We start from the raw sequence: 16673 nt of genomic DNA, 5'->3' as shown, positions 1-16673 counted from the left end.
CAAAACATCTCAAGATTATTAAGATCAAATTAAAAGCATGAAACAAATTCAATTAATCCTTTTTTTCATGATAATGGTTACAGTTCCGGCCATTGCTCAAAAAAATATAAGCGGTAAAGTTTCAGATACCGAAGGCAAACCTGTCCCTGGCGTAAATGTAACCATCAAAGGTACTGTAAGAGGGACTGTAACTGACCATGACGGTCATTATATGATTGACAATATTAACACCAGTCAGGTGCTTTTGTTTTCTCACACCGGATTCGAAGTGGCAGAAAAGGCAATAAAAAATGAGTCGGTAATTAATGTTGCATTAAAGGCCGCCGGCGGCGACCTGGACGAGGTGGTGATTATAGGGTACGATGCCGTAAAGAAGAAGGACCTAACCGGAGCCGTAGGTTCTGTAAACCCAAAAGAACTTACAGATGCTCCTACTGCTAATTTTGATCAGGCCCTGGCTGGTCGTATTGCCGGTGTAGACGTTACATCAAACGACGGAACGCCCGGCGACGATCTCAATATAGTGATCAGGGGTGGCAATTCAATTACCGGGAGCAATGCCCCGCTGTTCGTGGTAGATGGCATTCCACTACCCGATTTTAATGTTTCGAGCATTAATACCCGCGATATAAAAAGTTTTGACATCCTAAAAGATGCCTCAGCCACTGCCATTTATGGCTCAAGGGGCGCCAATGGCGTTATCCTGATTACGACAATCAGCGGGCGTACCGACGGAAAAACAGACATTAATTTTACTACGTCCGGCTGGTTGCAAACCATTCCTAACCGGCTGGATGTGATGACACCTTATGAATATGTAAAATATCAGCAAGCCGTTGCTTATGCTAACGACAGTTATGTGCCGGGTGTAAACGTGAACCAGTTTATCGCCTCGTGGATAGATCCTGAACTTTACAAAAATGTTGCGGGCACCAACTGGCAGGACGAAATATTTCAAACTGCTTTAGCCAATAACCATACAATTTCGCTGCGAACCGGGAATAAAAACACTACACTGTTATATAGCGGAAATTATCTAAACCAGCAAGGTACCGTAATCACTTCCTCCTTTCGAAAAATAAATAACCGCATCAAGTTTACGCATAAAATAGCTCCTAACCTGGAAGTAAACGGCCAGGCGGACTACAGCCACCTTAATTATGACGGTCTCCAGGTAGCCGGGTTAACAAGAGCCAGTGTAATAAGAGATGCGGTATCTTTCAGGCCCGTTCAACCCCTTAAGCCCATTGACGACGAAGAAAGCCTATTAGCTGCAAATGACCCTTATCTTGTCAACCCGGTGATTTCTTTGCGCCAGACAGAGCAAACACGTACGGATGATATCCTTTCGGGCGCGTTGGGGCTTAATTATAAGTTCCTGCGCAAATTCGACCTTAGTCTTATGGGTAACTACCGTACTAACATCAGGGAAAATACTATGTTTTATAAACAGGGAACCTATGATGCAGAACGCACAGACCGGGGAATCAACGGGTCTATTTCCACCAATAGAAACAATATTCTTTCCACATCTAACACGCTTAGATTTAAAGATCAGAAAGACGAACATGCCTATACCGCACTGGTCGGCCTGGAAGCACAGGTCAACACCTCTAAATCATCTACTTTAAGAAATACCAACCTGCCTACCGATGAATTCGGAATCCATAATCTGGGTATAGCTACTACACCTACTATTGCAGGGTCGTTTGCTTCAAAAAACACGCTGCTATCTTATTTCGGAAGGTTAAACTACGCGTATGGTAACCGCTACCTGGCTACCATTAATTTCAGAACAGATGGTTCGTCCAAATTCAGAAATGAGAACCGCTGGGGTTATTTTCCTTCTTTTTCGCTGGCCTGGAAATTATCTGAGGAAAAGTTTCTTCAACAGGCGGATATGATTACCGATTTAAAGCTGCGCGGAGGCTGGGGTTTAACAGGAAACAATGGTATCGGTGACTTTTCGGCCTTTAATCTTTATGCCATCAGTACTTCAAGCGGGTATATACTGGGAGAAAACCAGGGCTACTCCCCCGGTGCATATCAAAGCAATATGGCAGTACCCGATCTGCGTTGGGAAACCACCGCCCAAACCAATATTGGTTTAGATCTTGAAATCTTAAAACGTTTTAATGTAACGGCAGACGTTTATCAAAAAAACACCAAAGATCTTTTGCTAAATGCCGACATGGCACTGAGCACGGGCTTCGGCGCTGTACAGCAAAATATCGGTGAAGTATCCAACCGGGGGCTGGAACTTACATTTGACGGGCAGCTGGTCAGGAAAAAAGATTTTACCTGGATATCCCGTATAAATGTTTCTTTTAACCGTACTAAAACGATTCATTTAAATACCGGGCAAAGCCGTATACTTACAGATCCGCAATGGGACCTCCAGTTCACACAAACCGAGTATCAATATATTACCCAGGTAGGACAACCTGTGGGAATGATCTATGGCTTGCAGTTTGACGGCATTTACCAGGTAGATGATTTTACCCAATCGGGCACCAGCTACCAGCTCAGGGAAGGCATTCCCTCCTACCAAACCAATATGCGCCCGGGCATGGTCAGGTTTAAAGATCTTAACGGAGATGGTATTATCAATTCGGACGACCGTACAGTAATAGGAAATCCAAATCCCAAACATATAGGTGGGTTTTTCAATACATTCAGGTATAAAGCCTTCGATCTTCAGTTTCTCTTTCAATGGGCATCCGATTTTGATATCCTTAATGGTAACAAAGCAGAGTTTGGCAGTATTTATAATGCGGGGCGTAACGGCTTGAAATCATTAACGGATATATGGACACCCACTAATACCGATACCGATATTGAAGGAATGCGGTACGACGATATTAACCTGATCCGGCCCTATGGCTATCGCATCGATTCCAGGCATGTAGATGACGGCTCCTATATTAAGCTCAAAACCCTGGTGCTGGGCTATAGCTTACCCGCTCACCTGCTCAGAAAGCTTCACCTTAAAAACTGCAGGATCACCTTGTCGGCCCAGAACCTGCATACCTGGACCCGTTACACAGGTTACGACCCCGATGTATCGGTAGGCAGGTTTGGCGCGCTTACTCCAAGGCTTGATTATTCGGCGTATCCGCAATCCAGAACAATTTCGGGCGGTATTGACATCACTTTTTAACAATACTTATACGCAAATGACGCTACAAAATTACTGATGAAATGGCGTCTTCACTTTTCAACATAAATAATGAGAGAACATTCCATACAACCTCACTAAAAAAATAAAAGATATACGAATGAAACATACAGCTATTTTTCTGCCGCCCTTGGTTTTATTTATATGCGTTGCCTGCGGCTGCCATAAAATGCTTGATGTAAAGCCTGAACATTCATGGACAGACGAAACTTTTTATACCACTACCTACCAGGCAAACCTGGCACTATCGGGTATATACAGCCAGCTGTCAAAAGAAGCGTTGTATGGCTACCGCTTTAATGTAATGCTGGAGGCGGGTACTGACGAGACGTATACCAACGATCCGGGTGCAACCTGGGCGGCGGCCAAATATGAATACACTTCGTCAAGCGATGAAATAAAAAACACCTGGCTTCAATTTTACAGTTGCATTCACCTGGCCAATCAACTGGAGAAGAACCTTAAAGCCGAGCTGTTTTCAGAAGAAGAATATAATCTCATTTTAGCCAAAGCGCGCTTTATGAGAGGCTTTTCTTACTTCACGCTTGCCAATTGGTTTGGCCCTGTCCCCCTTCGTCTCATACCCAGTTCTTCTCAAAAAGATAATAATTTTCCTCCATCACCGGTACTGGATGTTTACAAACAGGTGGAAAAAGATTGGCTGTTTGCAGCAGCCCATCTGTCACATTCCAAAGAAAGCAGGTATGTTGCAGGTGAACCTAATAAAATGGCGGCTCACGGATTGCTGGCACGATTATACCTGAGGATGGGCGGATTTCAACCCTATTTATCAGCCAATGAGGCCGAATGCTTTTTTGACAATCCGGCGCAATATTTTGTAAAAGCCAAAGAACAATGCGAGATCGTGATTAATGACGGTTGGCATGGTATCGTTCCGTTTTCAACTGATACAGCGAGCTACCGAAATCATTTTCTTAAATATATACAGGAAAAATACGACACCAGAGAGTCTTTGTTTGAGATATCCTTTGGCAACCTGATAACATCCGGCATAACAGTGCATGGAAGAATGGGCAATATCAACGGGGTGGAATTTGTGGGCACGCCCGGTATCCCCAGGGGATTTGCAAACGTAAATGCAGCCCTCCCGGTATATCTTAAATATTCACCCGAGGACAGGCGGAGAGATTGGAGCATTGCAGGTTATAAGAACAATTATAGTTCTTCAACCGGTTTATTCACCATGCGATACATTTTAAACAGTCCACTAGACCAGGAATATGGCATTGGCAAGTACAGACGGTGGGAACCCACTAACCTGGCCGAGCTCAAAAGCAAAACACCCCAGGCTGGCGCTCCTTATACCATCCTCAACAGCGGAACCTCTTCTGCCACTGATGCTAACTACACCGGCACTAACTTCCCTATTCTGCGATACGCCGACATATTGCTGATGCATGCTGAAGCCAGTATTGGCGGCAGGTTTGGTACAGCGAACGCTGACGCCGGAGCACTGAACAGCCTGAACAAAGTAAGGGAGCGGGCCGGCCTGACGCCTTACACTGAGAGTCTGGCTCATGAAGATTTCTTTAACGAACTGGTGGATGAACGTTTGAGGGAACTTTGTTTTGAAGGCCTGAGAAAACAAGATCTGATACGATGGAACCTGATCAAAGAAAAGCTTGATGAAACCAACGCTTCCATCATAAATTTCCCATCCTTTACAGCATCGAACCAGTTTCATCAAGCCTATTTAACCCCGGGCCTGACATTCAACAAAGCAAGGCATCTTTTACTGCCCTATCCTTTGCAGGAAGTTGCTATTAATCCGAGTTTAAAACAACGGTCGGGATGGTAAACCTTATCACTAAAAAATGATCCTAATGAAGAAATATATCAGCCGATGCCTCCTGGGCATTGCAACTATTGTAACGCTTGGTCATTGCTCGAAAGACAAGAAGGATAAAAGCATTGACAATGGTGTACCCGGAAGACCGCAAATACGGCTGGTGCAACCTGCTATTGCCGTGCCGGGCGATACGATCACTATTACCGGTAATAATTTTGGCACCAGTACCGGTCAGCTGGCCGTTTCATTCGACAATCAGGACGCTGCCGTAGTGACGGCAGCAGATAACCAGGTAAAAGTAATAGTGCCCGCACCTGCAGAAAGTGAACTGGTAAAAATCAGGGTTAAGCTGGGCGATCAGCCATCGAACCGATTTCTTTTTACCATTGACTATCCACATCCAAAAATTAAAGCTTATCCCGTAAAAGCTGCTGCAGGCGATACTATTGAAATTACCGGATCAGGATTTGGCGATAAAAAGTCTGATGTTGCCATAAACTTTAGTGGCAAAGCTGCTACTGTTATAGCTGTAACAGGACAAAAAATACAATTAATAGTTCCTGAATATGCCGGCCAAAAAGATGGAGACATCCAGGTAGCTGTACGGCAAAAAACGTCGGACAATGTGCCATTCAGCTATATCAATATTCAATACAGCAACCCGGTCGTCAGCAGAAGTCTTCCCGATCCGACAGTTATTAGATCTGCTGACGGATGGTTTTACCTTTACGCAACTGAGGATACCCGCAATATACCTGTAATGCGTTCTCAAAATCTTTTCGAATGGACCCAAGCAGGCACTGCTTTTACCGATGCCACCCGCCCGGATTTCGAACCCAATGGCGGATTGTGGGCGCCTAGCATTCATTACATCAACGGTAAGTATGTATTGTATTATTCTATGTCTGTATGGGGCGGTGAGTGGACCTGTGGTATAGGTGTTGCTACGGCCGATCAGCCGGGCGGACCCTTTACAGACAAGGGCAAGCTGTTTAGAAGTAATGAAATTGATGTGCAAAATTCTATTGATCCCTATTTCATAGAAGACAACGGGAAAAAGTACTTGTTCTGGGGAAGTTTCAGGGGCATCTATATGATAGAAATGAGCGACGATGGGCTTTCAATTAAACCGGGAGCTACAAAACAGCAGGTAGCCGGTACCTATTTTGAAGGAGTTTACATCTATAAAAAAGCTAACCATTACTATATGTTTGCTTCCATTGGTTCCTGCTGTGCAGGCCTGAACAGTACCTATCAGCTGGTAGTCGGGCGCTCGGCCAATCTCGCAGGGCCGTATGTAGATAAAAATGGTAAAACAATGATGTCAAATGGTTATACCTTAGTCATCAATAAAAATGCTTCTTTTGTTGGCAACGGGCATTGTTCACAGATTGTACAGGACAAAAAAGGCAGTGACTGGTTACTCTACCATGGCATTAAAACCACTGATGCTTCGGGACGTGTACTGATGCTGGATCAACTTCACTGGGATGCCGGTGGCTGGCCGTTTATCACCGGCGGCACTCCATCGTTAAGAACGCTTGCCCCGGTTTTTGATTAGCAGCTTTCTATTATTTATTGTATTATAAGGCCATTAAAATTCAAAAAAACTGATGACTACTCTATTATATAAAATATACATTCGAACCAGATGTAGCTTTATGCTGTTAAGTTGCATTGCGCTGTACCTTTCGGCCAACGGCCAGGCGTTCAACTATGAAAATATAGCCGCTCATCCAAGGCTATTGTTAAAGCAGGGCGAGGAGCAGCAAATAAAAGCATCGATTCGAAAAAGTGCTGAATTAAAGAAAGTAGATGATTACATACTAAAAATTTCAGACCAATCAATTACTGAGCCTCCATTGGTATTTCAAAAAGAAGGAAAGCGGTTGCTGGCCGTTTCAAGAAAGGCGCTCACCCGCTTATTTTACCTTTCTTATAGTTTCCGTATGACAGGAGAGAGTAAATATGCGAAGAGGGCGGAGACCGAATTAAATGCTTTATGCAAATTTGAAAGCTGGAACCCCTCGCATTTCCTGGATGTTGGTGAAATGTGTATGGGAGTGGCAATTGCTTATGACTGGTTATACGATCAGCTGAAAGAAAGCACTAAAAAAAACGTGCGGGCAGCTATATTGGAAAAAGCATTCAAGGCTTCTTACTATAAATCGGATGCCTGGTTTTTGGAAGCACATAGCAACTGGAACTCGGTTTGTAATGCTGGCCTTGTATATGGGGCATTGGCGATACTGGATGAGGAAAAAGAAGCAGCAGTAGCTATCATTGAAAGATCGTTAAAATCCAACCTGCTGCCTTTAAAGGCCTTTGCTCCTGATGGCAATTATCCCGAAGGACCGGGTTACTGGAACTACGGTACCAGTTTCCAGGTAATGCTGTCAGCCGCATTGCAAACAGCTCTGGGATCTGATCATAATCTGTCAAAGGCACCCGGTTTTATGCAGTCTGCCTATTATATGCTTTTTGCCCAGGGACCGTCCGGCTTTTATTACAACTACTATGATTGCGGCAGAGCCATTGCGCCTTCTCCCGCTATGTTCTGGTTTGCTGACCAGCTAAAAGATCCTTCCTTAATCTACAACGAAAAGGAACTGATAAAAAAAGGACGATATACCCAACAGGGTACAGATGATGACCGGATACTCCCTCTTGCAATGATTTTTTCAAAAAATATGGACCTGTCAAAATCTTTGAAGCCGGTTAAAAAGATATTTATAGGTCATGGCATCACACCCGTAACGATAGTGCGTACCCAATGGCAGGATAACCAAAGTAAATATCTCGGCATTAAAGGCGGCAGCGCGGCAGATGGGCATGCCCATATGGACCAGGGCAGTTTTGTGTATGACGAGGCCGGACTGAGATGGGCCATGGATTTTGGTTTGCAAAGCTATATCACGCTTGAGTCTAAAGGTGTAGACCTCTGGAATATGGAGCAAAGTTCCCAACGTTGGGATATCTTCCGGTACAACAATCTTAATCACAATACCATCAGCATCAATAATCAAAGGCATAACGTAAAGGGCCGGGCCAATATCATAGAGACTTTTGAGAAAGATAAAGAGTTGGGGGCTACTGTGGACCTCACGCAGGTACTTAACCTGCATAATGAAGTCAGGTCTGCCACCAGAAAGGCCGTGATAGTAAGAGATCGCTATTTGCAGGTAGACGACCTTATTGAAGCGGGGGCGTCGCCCGTAGATATACGATGGAATATGGTTACCCCTGCAGTCGCCGAAATTGTAGGTGACACAACTATCCGGCTTTCGCAGCAAGGTAAAACAATGCTGTTAACGTTTCATGGAAGTGAGCCCTTCAAACTGGTAGTAAGGCCTTCAGAAAATCCTGAAGCTTACCGTTGCGAGTTTGGCAACTATAATTATGGAAATTATAACCAACCTAATAAAGGCACTATAATGCTGGGGTTCGATGCGAAAATCCAGGCAAATAAAAAGGCTAAGTTTTCTGTTGTTCTTAAAATGGCTGATAAATAATGCCAAGAGCGTAAAACGCTAAAATCCGTTATTCGAAGTTGAGAAACTTTATAGTTCGAGCCGGGATAGCCCCTTCCCGATTCCGGTTTTAATTTTCTACTGGTAACCTTTCCGGGTTATAGCAGAGAGAGACCAATTAATAAAACCCAAAGGTTATTATCTGGTCTTTGACCCCATACTTAAGTTTGCTTCTTTATCCGGTAGGTGGAGCGCCGTCCTTCTGAAAGAATAGGTGATATCATCCTGCCGATCTGTTGCCGAAGCACAGATCGGGCAGTGGTTTTCTATCAGGAAATATTCTTCCGTCCTGCTTCCATCCTGCTGTATATCCCTCCGCTGTGCGGATACGCATAGTTATCTCCGGGCGTTGCTCCCGTGTATTTAATTAGCTGGCAGTTAGTTGGAGCGAAGGAAGTTGAATTATTTTCTGGATGGTTACCATGATGGCATGTATAGCTATTACTCTTTAATGGGTTCAGGCTTTATAGCCATAACATGGATCAGCATAAAGATTGAGATTAAACTTCGGGGCGAACCGGGCACCCGCATTCAGGTAGCATAAAAGCTCCTGTTCAATACAACCGGATCCGGAGCCTCCTCAATTGAACGAGCCATGTATAGTGAACCCTCATTTAATAAAAGGCTAAACTGTTTCAAGATCTTAAATATATATCCTGTATTAAGGGTGGCAATATGATTCAATAACCGGTATCATTGGTAATCGCACCCGGCGTTTTAAAGCTATTCGAAGTAAGGCAAATTTTGTATTAATCCAGGTTAATAAGCGAAAGTCGTACAGCACACTAACCAAACTGCTCATGATATTGCGCAACGGGGCTATGGCAAGTACGATCTTTAACACCGGACTGCTGATTGGTCAAATGATCTGTCCGGCTTTTTACAGCTAAGTAAAAAGTCGTCCCTATTTCATTCTGGCTTTCCGCCCACAGATCGCCGCCGTTCCGCCGTGCGTATTCACGGCATAACATGAGTCCGACGCCGTTTCCCTTTTCCCTGGCTGTGCCTTCTGTACTTTCTCCAAAAGGAAAAAAAACTTTCTCTAATTTCCCAGGAGACATTCCTATACCACTATCCTTTACAGCGATCACTACAAAGCCAGGGCGCACGTTTTCAGATATCCCAATTGTAATGATACCATTATTACGCGTGAACTTCAGCGCGTTATTAATAAGATTGCGGATGATGAATTTGCACTGCTCCGGATCGGCATATACGTATTGCCTGAACTCAAGTTCGTTGATCACGTATATATCCTTAGTTCTCATAGCTGCCTTTGCCAGGTCCAGCTCAGCATTTATTACAGCAGTCATATCAAAGGTACACTTGCTGATAGAAGCGCCTCTGAAAAGTAATTTACCCCAATTTAAAAGGCTTTGAAGTGTCACTGAGGCCGTATGAAATTTCTCCTCAATGCTATCAAGAACAAACCCTGCATCTTTATCCGGTAAAACCCCTGACCTATAAAGCTGGAGCGCCGCATGACCTGTGTTGACAAAGCCATTAAGGTCGTGGGCCATCACCGTAAAAAATTTATCCTTTTCCAGATCCGTTGTTTCCAGGCACCGGATCTTTTGACACGCCTGTTTGAGTTTGCGGCGAAGGCTGGTAACATATACTGTCAACAAAATTAGCAAAGAGGAAATCAGGCTAAGTATTATCATAGCTAAAGATGATTTCAAGTTTAGAGATTGGGCTTAAGTGGGGCTTTACAAGTTGTAAATCAATATTTATATTATGGATCATCATTTAATGGCCGGGATAATCTCCTTATCACCTTTTTCGACGCTCTAATGACACTATTCATCGCTATATCTTTAAATGGTTAAAAAGACTGCACCGGGCTCCTGGCTTAAAGGCTGCCTCGGTGCCGAATTTCCGGGGTGTTTGCCAGAACTTAGAGTAACATTCCACATCCGGATGTGATGCAAAGTATTCATCAATATGCTTGTTTTAACTCAATTTTCGATGAACGCCCTGTTCCACTCCATGAATTCAGCAAATTGATCGAAAAATAATCTCAGCTCACTTGTTCTTTTTGCCAGGAACGGGAAATGCTCAAATATTAAATCCCAGGACACGACCCTGGCAGCTGGATAGCCATTCGTTGATCATCAGTTGAAGGAGTTTGAAATGCCTCGTTACCGGCTGCCGTGCGGTAACCTGTTTGTAAAAATCTCTCTTATTCCGGGCAGTTGGTTGGTTCGATGGAGGTCTTGCAAATGGTTTTGAATTGGCAACAGACAACTGTATAGCAACCCAATTACCCTTTTTGATCACCTCAAGTTCAACTATAGAAATCTGAATTAAGCGCCTTCTCCTTCGTCAACCAAATAGGTGTATTCAATCAAAGGCAGCCGGATCTTTGATAAATTTATCCCTGCAGATATCTGAGCAAAAGCCCATCACTTTTGCCTGGTATGTTGCCGTAAGCGAAGCGTGGCCTCCGATAGTCATTCCACATACAGGATCGGTTGGATTCGAAGTCTTGATAGTTGCCGGATTTGAAAGGATAACGCCTGCAGCTGGCTGAACATCCGGAACCGGCTGCTTAATTGCACTCACATCTACTACCTGGTAATAGATCTTATCGTCCTGGCTCCAGGCTACCATAACTTTATCAGCAGATAGCGCTTTTACAACAGGATAAGTGGCCAGAGACCTTCGGCCATCTATTTCAAAGCTATACGCTTTTCCCTTTGTCATTTTATGTAACATGATTCTGTTATAATGGAGGTCACCTTCAACGCGGGCTTCGTTGAAAGTAACAACAGAGCTATCATCCGGCAACTGGCATAATTGTATGAATCTACCTTGCGCACTCATCAGCCGTTTATATGATAACTGCATTTGATCCCCTAATTTTCCATAATACACTCCTTTCTGAGTTCCACCGGTAAACCAGGTAACATAAATATTTTTTTCGCCTATTGAAACAGACGGACCATTATGAGGACAACCATCGATTACCCATCCATCATTACTAAATGGTATTGCTCCGCTAAAGTTTTTTCCGTTATCGTTTGAAGTTATTATAGATAAGTCCCGTATCGAATCATTAATAATATCCCGAAAAGCTATTGCCAGCCTGCCGTCAGGATGACCTCCAATGGCTATCCGACAACATTCACAGGCAACCGAATCAACGAGCTGTTCATTCCCAAAGGCATTTGCAGCACTTGTTTTTGCAAACTTCACTGGCCTCCCTTTACTAATTTTACTTAAGGATGCATCCAGCCAGCAAGCGCCTATTTCCCCATCCCCCAACCTTGTTATCGTTGCGAAAGAATGACTCTTCCCGGCGACTGTATCCTGGTGCAGATACCGGGGAAGCGTCCAGGTCTTCCCTTTGTCCATTGATACAATATACCTAACGTCTCCTGCAAACTTATTTTTCTCACTGGGCGTGGAGGTTTCGTAAACAGCAATAATAGTACCATCCCCTTTAATAGCAATTTTCGGCATGCCTTCTTCGTGCAAGGCCACGTTCTGCTCAACCGGTATAGACACCCTGGTTAAAAAAGCTTTGGTCAATTCATCAAAAGTAGCCATGTAAAAATGCTTCTTTTTACTTTCTGTTTCTGTTTCAGTCCAACTGATCACAAGATGGTTGTTCTCGTCACTTGTCAGGCTAACACATCCCGCTAGATTTAAAGAGTCGGAAATCGACAGGGCCTGTTGTGATGTATTGCCTTTGTTGTTTTCAGTACCACAGGATAACAGAAACACCATAACAATCAAAAAAATATACAGCTTCATTAGAAATTATATTTAAGTTTTAAACCTGAATAATAGTTAATACCCGGTGAGGGATTAAAAAACTGCGGCGGGATACCGTTGGCATCTGCATTATAGAGTATCAATGACGAATATTGTGCGTTAAATGCATTATTTATTCCTGCAAAGATTTCGCAACCCAGGGGTCCGATTGCCCTGCGGTATCCAAGCTTTCCATTCAGTAAAGAATAAGGATTTGAAAAGTAGGTATTGGCATCATTTAGCGGGATCTTTTCGTAATAATAATAAACAAGATTACTAAAGAAACCCCAATTCGTATCCATGTCAACTCCCGCAGACAAACTGTGCGGCACCACACCTGTTACCTGTTTGCCCGAGTTATCTAAAGTTATTACCGAGGAAGACGCCCAATCAAAGGATTGGGTTTTATAATCTGTAAATCTGTAGTCATTATAACTATAACTTGCCCAAATTTTCAAAAATGACAAGTGTTTTTCAGAGTTACTGATAGCCACATAAGATAGTAACGCCTCTATTCCTTTTTGGTTAGTGGCGCCTGCATTTCTATAGGCTGTGGTACCATTAGGTCTTGCTACCGGAACGATCGCATTTTTCAGATGCATTTGATAACCGCTTATATCGAAATTGAAACGGTTTTTAAATAATCCTCCTCTCAGTCCGAGCTCATAATTACGACCATCCTCCGGTTTGATGTCGATGTTTAGTGTTCCGTCATAGTTATTGATTTGAGACACAGGCGGCGGAGAGTAACCGTAGCTCATACTGGCATGTACCGCCACAGTTTGAGTGATTTTCTTTACAAGTCCAACCCTGGGAGAAATCCGGTCCGGAAACTTTAATAATCCGGAGTAATTTACATGCATCGAATCTTTAAAAAGATCCAGGATATCGTATGATAAACGGTTGAAACTGGCACCTGCAGTGAAGAATATACCCAAAGGCAGGTCCAGCTCTGCCTGCGCAAACAAGGAATTCGATTTCGATACGACAATATCATTTTGGCGCAACGCTCCCGGTTCGGGCCATGTTCGGGGCACATCATTAATAACAGCGAAAGTATTCCCCAACTGGTGCTGGTACTGGTATTCCGCTCCCACGCTAAACCGGCTTTTAATATTGCCCAGGTCGGCAGCATACCGGAACTTTGTTCTAGCACCATAACCTGATAAGCTTTCCTTCAAATAACCATTATAATAGATACCTGACCCAAAAGGATGATCGTAGGTTTGAAAATTACCGTATATACTTGTTGTATTGAAAAACCTGTCGTTGAATTCATAGGTCTGCGAAGCGCCAACCGATGTAGCATCGTATTTCTTCACAGAAATTTTGTTCTCCTTATTATATATGACAGCCTGTCTGGGCATCAAATCCATCTGGCCCTGGGTCAATCCTCCCGCAATACCCAGACTACCCCCGGCATGTGTAACAAAAAAACTGATCTTCCTGTTTTTACCAGGACTGTATTCTGAGAAGATATTTACAACATCCTTGTTCCCCCAATTATTTTCACGGTAACCATCATAACGTTGCCGGATGATGTTGGCCGATATATTAAAACTGCTGTCCGCAACTTTGTAAGCTGTCTCAAGGCGGTTAAACCCATAGGATCCGGCAGTATAGCCAGCCTCCAATGTATTTTGCCCTATCGCAGCTTTTGAGTTTTTGATAAGGAGCACTCCTCCATTTCCCGCGCCAAACATACTTCCTGATGGCCCCTTCAATATCTCTACAGAGCCAATTATAGCCGGGTCGAAGTCGATGCTTTTTTGCGCCGTACCATCCGGAGATGACAACGGTATATCGTTCCAGTAAACACGCAGATTCCTGATTCCCCATGGATTATTAATTAAACTTCCCCTTATTGAAATCCTGTAATTTCCTGCTGTATAGGCTTCCATTTTTACGCCAGGAATGGTATTCAATGCAGCCATAATATCCATATTATCGCCGCGTTGAAGTGAAGCGGCATTTAAGATGCCAATTGAGCCTGCAGTTTCTAAAAGTTTCCGGTTAGTTTGATAACCTGTAACAGAAACAGTGCTTAAATTCACATTATTGCTTGCCAATGATATTAAAAGATAGGGTTGTTGGGACGATAATGGAACACGCATTGTTTCATAGCCCGTAAAAGAAGCCGTTAGATAGGCCACTCCTTGTTGAAGTTCTATGGTAAAAGTTCCATCCGCTGAAGTCATAGTCACCAGCGTTCCTGCTTTTACTGTCGCTCCGGAAAGCGCTTCACCTGTTTGCTGATCGGTTATTTTACCCCGGATAGCCGTCTGTGCATGCAGCATGCCGATATATAGCATCCCCACACAAAGTGCAAGAAATTTCATTTAAATGATTAAAATGTAAGAGATTGCGACCTATTAAGACAAGGATATAATAAGACTATTATATTGCTTCTAGAGATCAATTCACTGACTATCTAAAGTCAAGCCAAAACAAATAAAGAAAATCATCAAATGACAGGCGGGCGAAACAGCAAAGAGGGCTGACCTTTTGGTAAGGTCATGGTGCAGGTAGGGAGAGGCTGCCTGTCTAAATGCTCACCAACAGGCGGCAACAACGATTCATTAACAGGTGGAATAATTTCAGATTTGCCAGCCAACTTTAACTCAGGTGGGCGCCCCTGCTCTTTGTCCTGTTGCGCCCTTATTTTCTTCATCAGTTGGCATTGCCCATTACAATGCATCTGTGGACGGGCTTTATTTTCGCATCGGGCAATATATTCCTTTTTTTCAACCAGGTAATCAAGAAAATACCAGTACTGGTTGAAGCTTTGTCCAAGGAAGGCTAAAATTAATATTGCTGCAACGATCTTTTGCAAAGTGCCGCGAAGGTAGGTAATAGTTTAATATCAATGGCCCCATCCTGCAAAGTCTGAAATGTAAGGTCCTCTTATCAACCATTTTTGTTAATTGCTGACATCAAAATAAAAAGATTATTTGACAACTTAAATACGCAATCAGCAAATAAAAGGGTTTATATTCGAATTAAGCATATTTTCAAACTCCGCATGTAGCATTGGTATTCATTTTTTACGGTATAGTTTCTTTTGGCTTAGTCTTGGGTTCATGTTAGCCATTTGGATAATCAACGGTTTGATACATTACTGCTTTATTGGAATCTGAAACACCTTATTCTTAAAGCGTTCAGTCGAGCCCTCAATTACTTGAGGGCTATATATAAAATATTAAAAAAACTAATTGGTAGTTTACAAATGAACGATTAAAAATACCGGTTTAAAATGCCTACAATTTTATACTTCCAGCAACAAAATAATTAGGACGACTTCCCGCACCATTCTGATAGTTCCAATCTACGCCAACTGAAACGCTCGAAGAAACTACAAACTTTTTAAAATAACTACCATCGGTTATTTGAGTTTCCGGATCAACGAGTGCTTTAGATAAAAAACCAAAAGCAATTCCGCCATTAACTTTTGGTTTATCCCCTTCATATACGGTGTAGGTGATGTACGGAGTAGGTGCAAAAGATGGTAGAGATTCAGAAAATTTTGCGAATACCAATGGGAGCGATAATGACAAATTCCCAGTGGTAATACTATTATCGACAACACCATACTTACCATCAAATTTGGTACTATTTGTAAATACCACATTACCATCATTTGTGGTATTCTCATTCTTCAAATAGTTTAAAAGTTTTGTAGAATTATAATCTTTGAAGTTGAATCTTCCGGATAGTGTTGGGATGAATGTATATTTCACTTTCGCTCTACTTCGATAATTAAAATAGTAAAGACTATAAGAGGCCCGTAACCCCATTACATGTGGGGTTTTAATAGTTTCCTTTTGGGATCCTGGATCATACCCATAAAATTTATCAAATCTGTAATCTAAAGATACAAGAAAAGACTTCAAATGGTGTGGGTTTTGATTGACCGAGTCACAGCCCAAATACACCTCACTAAAAGAATGCTGGAACGTAATACCAGTCGAAACTCCATTGTTCCTTTTGAAGTTAAACTTATTTACGTTAAACATTTCATTGTTTGTATTTGTCAAGCCCAGGCTAAAAAACAATGCGTTATTCTTTTTTGCTGAAATCTTCTCTTCCCTGCAATTTAAAAACTGGTATGGCCAAGAGGGAAGCCTGGCCAAACGAACCTGCCCTGCTGCCTTAGCGCCATTAATCTCAATATTATTTATTCTGGCGTCATAAAATTCTGCGACAATGTTTTGATTGCTGTTAACGATTTGAGAAAAACCGAATGACGGGGAAAGCAGTAAGCACAATAACAGTATACCGGCGGCTTTTAGAGGGTTCATTTCAGTTGTTTTAGTTTACGCTAAATTAATGATAATTTTCATTTTTTGAAAAGGTCAGCTCTAAAAAGAACCGGCCGTTGTTAACCTATAAAAAACAC

Annotated in this window: 9 protein-coding genes; 4 read left to right on the top strand and 5 right to left on the bottom strand. The window is 42.8% G+C overall.

Going from position 1 to position 16673, the window contains the following annotated elements:
• The first annotated feature begins 67 nt into the window (after nucleotides 1–67).
• The 4 genes from U0035_RS00905 to U0035_RS00890 all read left to right on the top strand — a co-directional run bounded on the left by U0035_RS00905 (nucleotide 68) and on the right by U0035_RS00890 (nucleotide 8500).
• Complete coding sequence (locus U0035_RS00905; protein WP_327138713.1) at nucleotides 68–3160, top strand: SusC/RagA family TonB-linked outer membrane protein; 3093 nt, start codon at nucleotides 68–70, stop codon at nucleotides 3158–3160.
• A gap of 118 nt (nucleotides 3161–3278) precedes the next feature.
• On the top strand, nucleotides 3279–4997 hold the full coding sequence (locus tag U0035_RS00900; protein WP_114791430.1) for a RagB/SusD family nutrient uptake outer membrane protein: 1719 nt from the start codon (nucleotides 3279–3281) through the stop codon (nucleotides 4995–4997).
• A 25-nt stretch (nucleotides 4998–5022) separates the two neighbouring features.
• Complete coding sequence (locus U0035_RS00895) at nucleotides 5023–6549, top strand: family 43 glycosylhydrolase (RefSeq protein ID WP_162817908.1); 1527 nt, start codon at nucleotides 5023–5025, stop codon at nucleotides 6547–6549.
• 52 nt (nucleotides 6550–6601) lie between these two features.
• The gene (locus U0035_RS00890; RefSeq protein WP_114791428.1) at nucleotides 6602–8500 is read left to right on the top strand and encodes a heparinase II/III domain-containing protein; all 1899 of its coding nucleotides are present in this window, start codon (nucleotides 6602–6604) and stop codon (nucleotides 8498–8500) included.
• An 803-nt stretch (nucleotides 8501–9303) separates the two neighbouring features.
• Here the strand turns inward: U0035_RS00890 and U0035_RS00885 are convergent.
• From U0035_RS00885 to U0035_RS00865, 5 genes are all read right to left on the bottom strand, one after another.
• Nucleotides 9304–10146, bottom strand: a complete 843-nt coding sequence (locus U0035_RS00885; RefSeq protein WP_162817907.1) for a sensor histidine kinase — start codon at nucleotides 10144–10146, stop codon at nucleotides 9304–9306.
• Between the two features lie 715 nt (nucleotides 10147–10861).
• On the bottom strand, nucleotides 10862–12277 hold the full coding sequence (locus U0035_RS00880) for a YHS domain-containing protein (protein ID WP_114791426.1): 1416 nt from the start codon (nucleotides 12275–12277) through the stop codon (nucleotides 10862–10864).
• Nucleotides 12277–14616 (bottom strand): TonB-dependent receptor, encoded by a 2340-nt coding sequence (locus U0035_RS00875; protein WP_114791425.1) that lies wholly within the window; start codon nucleotides 14614–14616, stop codon nucleotides 12277–12279. The genes U0035_RS00880 and U0035_RS00875 overlap by 1 nt, the downstream gene beginning before the upstream one ends.
• Before the next feature lie 125 nt (nucleotides 14617–14741).
• Complete coding sequence (locus U0035_RS00870; protein ID WP_114791424.1) at nucleotides 14742–15110, bottom strand: hypothetical protein; 369 nt, start codon at nucleotides 15108–15110, stop codon at nucleotides 14742–14744.
• Nucleotides 15111–15534: 424 nt separating this feature from the next.
• Nucleotides 15535–16575 carry a hypothetical protein gene (locus U0035_RS00865; protein WP_114791423.1) on the bottom strand — a complete coding sequence of 347 codons (1041 nt, stop codon included), beginning with the start codon at nucleotides 16573–16575 and terminating at the stop codon, nucleotides 15535–15537.
• Nucleotides 16576–16673: the final 98 nt, after the last annotated feature.

Source organism: Niabella yanshanensis, assembly GCF_034424215.1.
GTDB lineage: Bacteria > Bacteroidota > Bacteroidia > Chitinophagales > Chitinophagaceae > Niabella > Niabella yanshanensis.
Note: the sequence above shows the minus strand (reverse complement) of the source record. Positions and strands in the feature narration are given on the sequence as shown.

Coding starts and splice junctions, on each gene's coding strand:
- U0035_RS00905 (WP_327138713.1), top strand. CDS start 68: ATGATAATGGTTACAGTTCCGGCCATTGCTCAAAAAAATATAAGCGGT.
- U0035_RS00900 (WP_114791430.1), top strand. CDS start 3,279: ATGAAACATACAGCTATTTTTCTGCCGCCCTTGGTTTTATTTATATGC.
- U0035_RS00895 (WP_162817908.1), top strand. CDS start 5,023: ATGAAGAAATATATCAGCCGATGCCTCCTGGGCATTGCAACTATTGTA.
- U0035_RS00890 (WP_114791428.1), top strand. CDS start 6,602: ATGACTACTCTATTATATAAAATATACATTCGAACCAGATGTAGCTTT.
- U0035_RS00880 (WP_114791426.1), bottom strand. CDS start 12,277: ATGAAGCTGTATATTTTTTTGATTGTTATGGTGTTTCTGTTATCCTGT.
- U0035_RS00875 (WP_114791425.1), bottom strand. CDS start 14,616: ATGAAATTTCTTGCACTTTGTGTGGGGATGCTATATATCGGCATGCTG.
- U0035_RS00865 (WP_114791423.1), bottom strand. CDS start 16,575: ATGAACCCTCTAAAAGCCGCCGGTATACTGTTATTGTGCTTACTGCTT.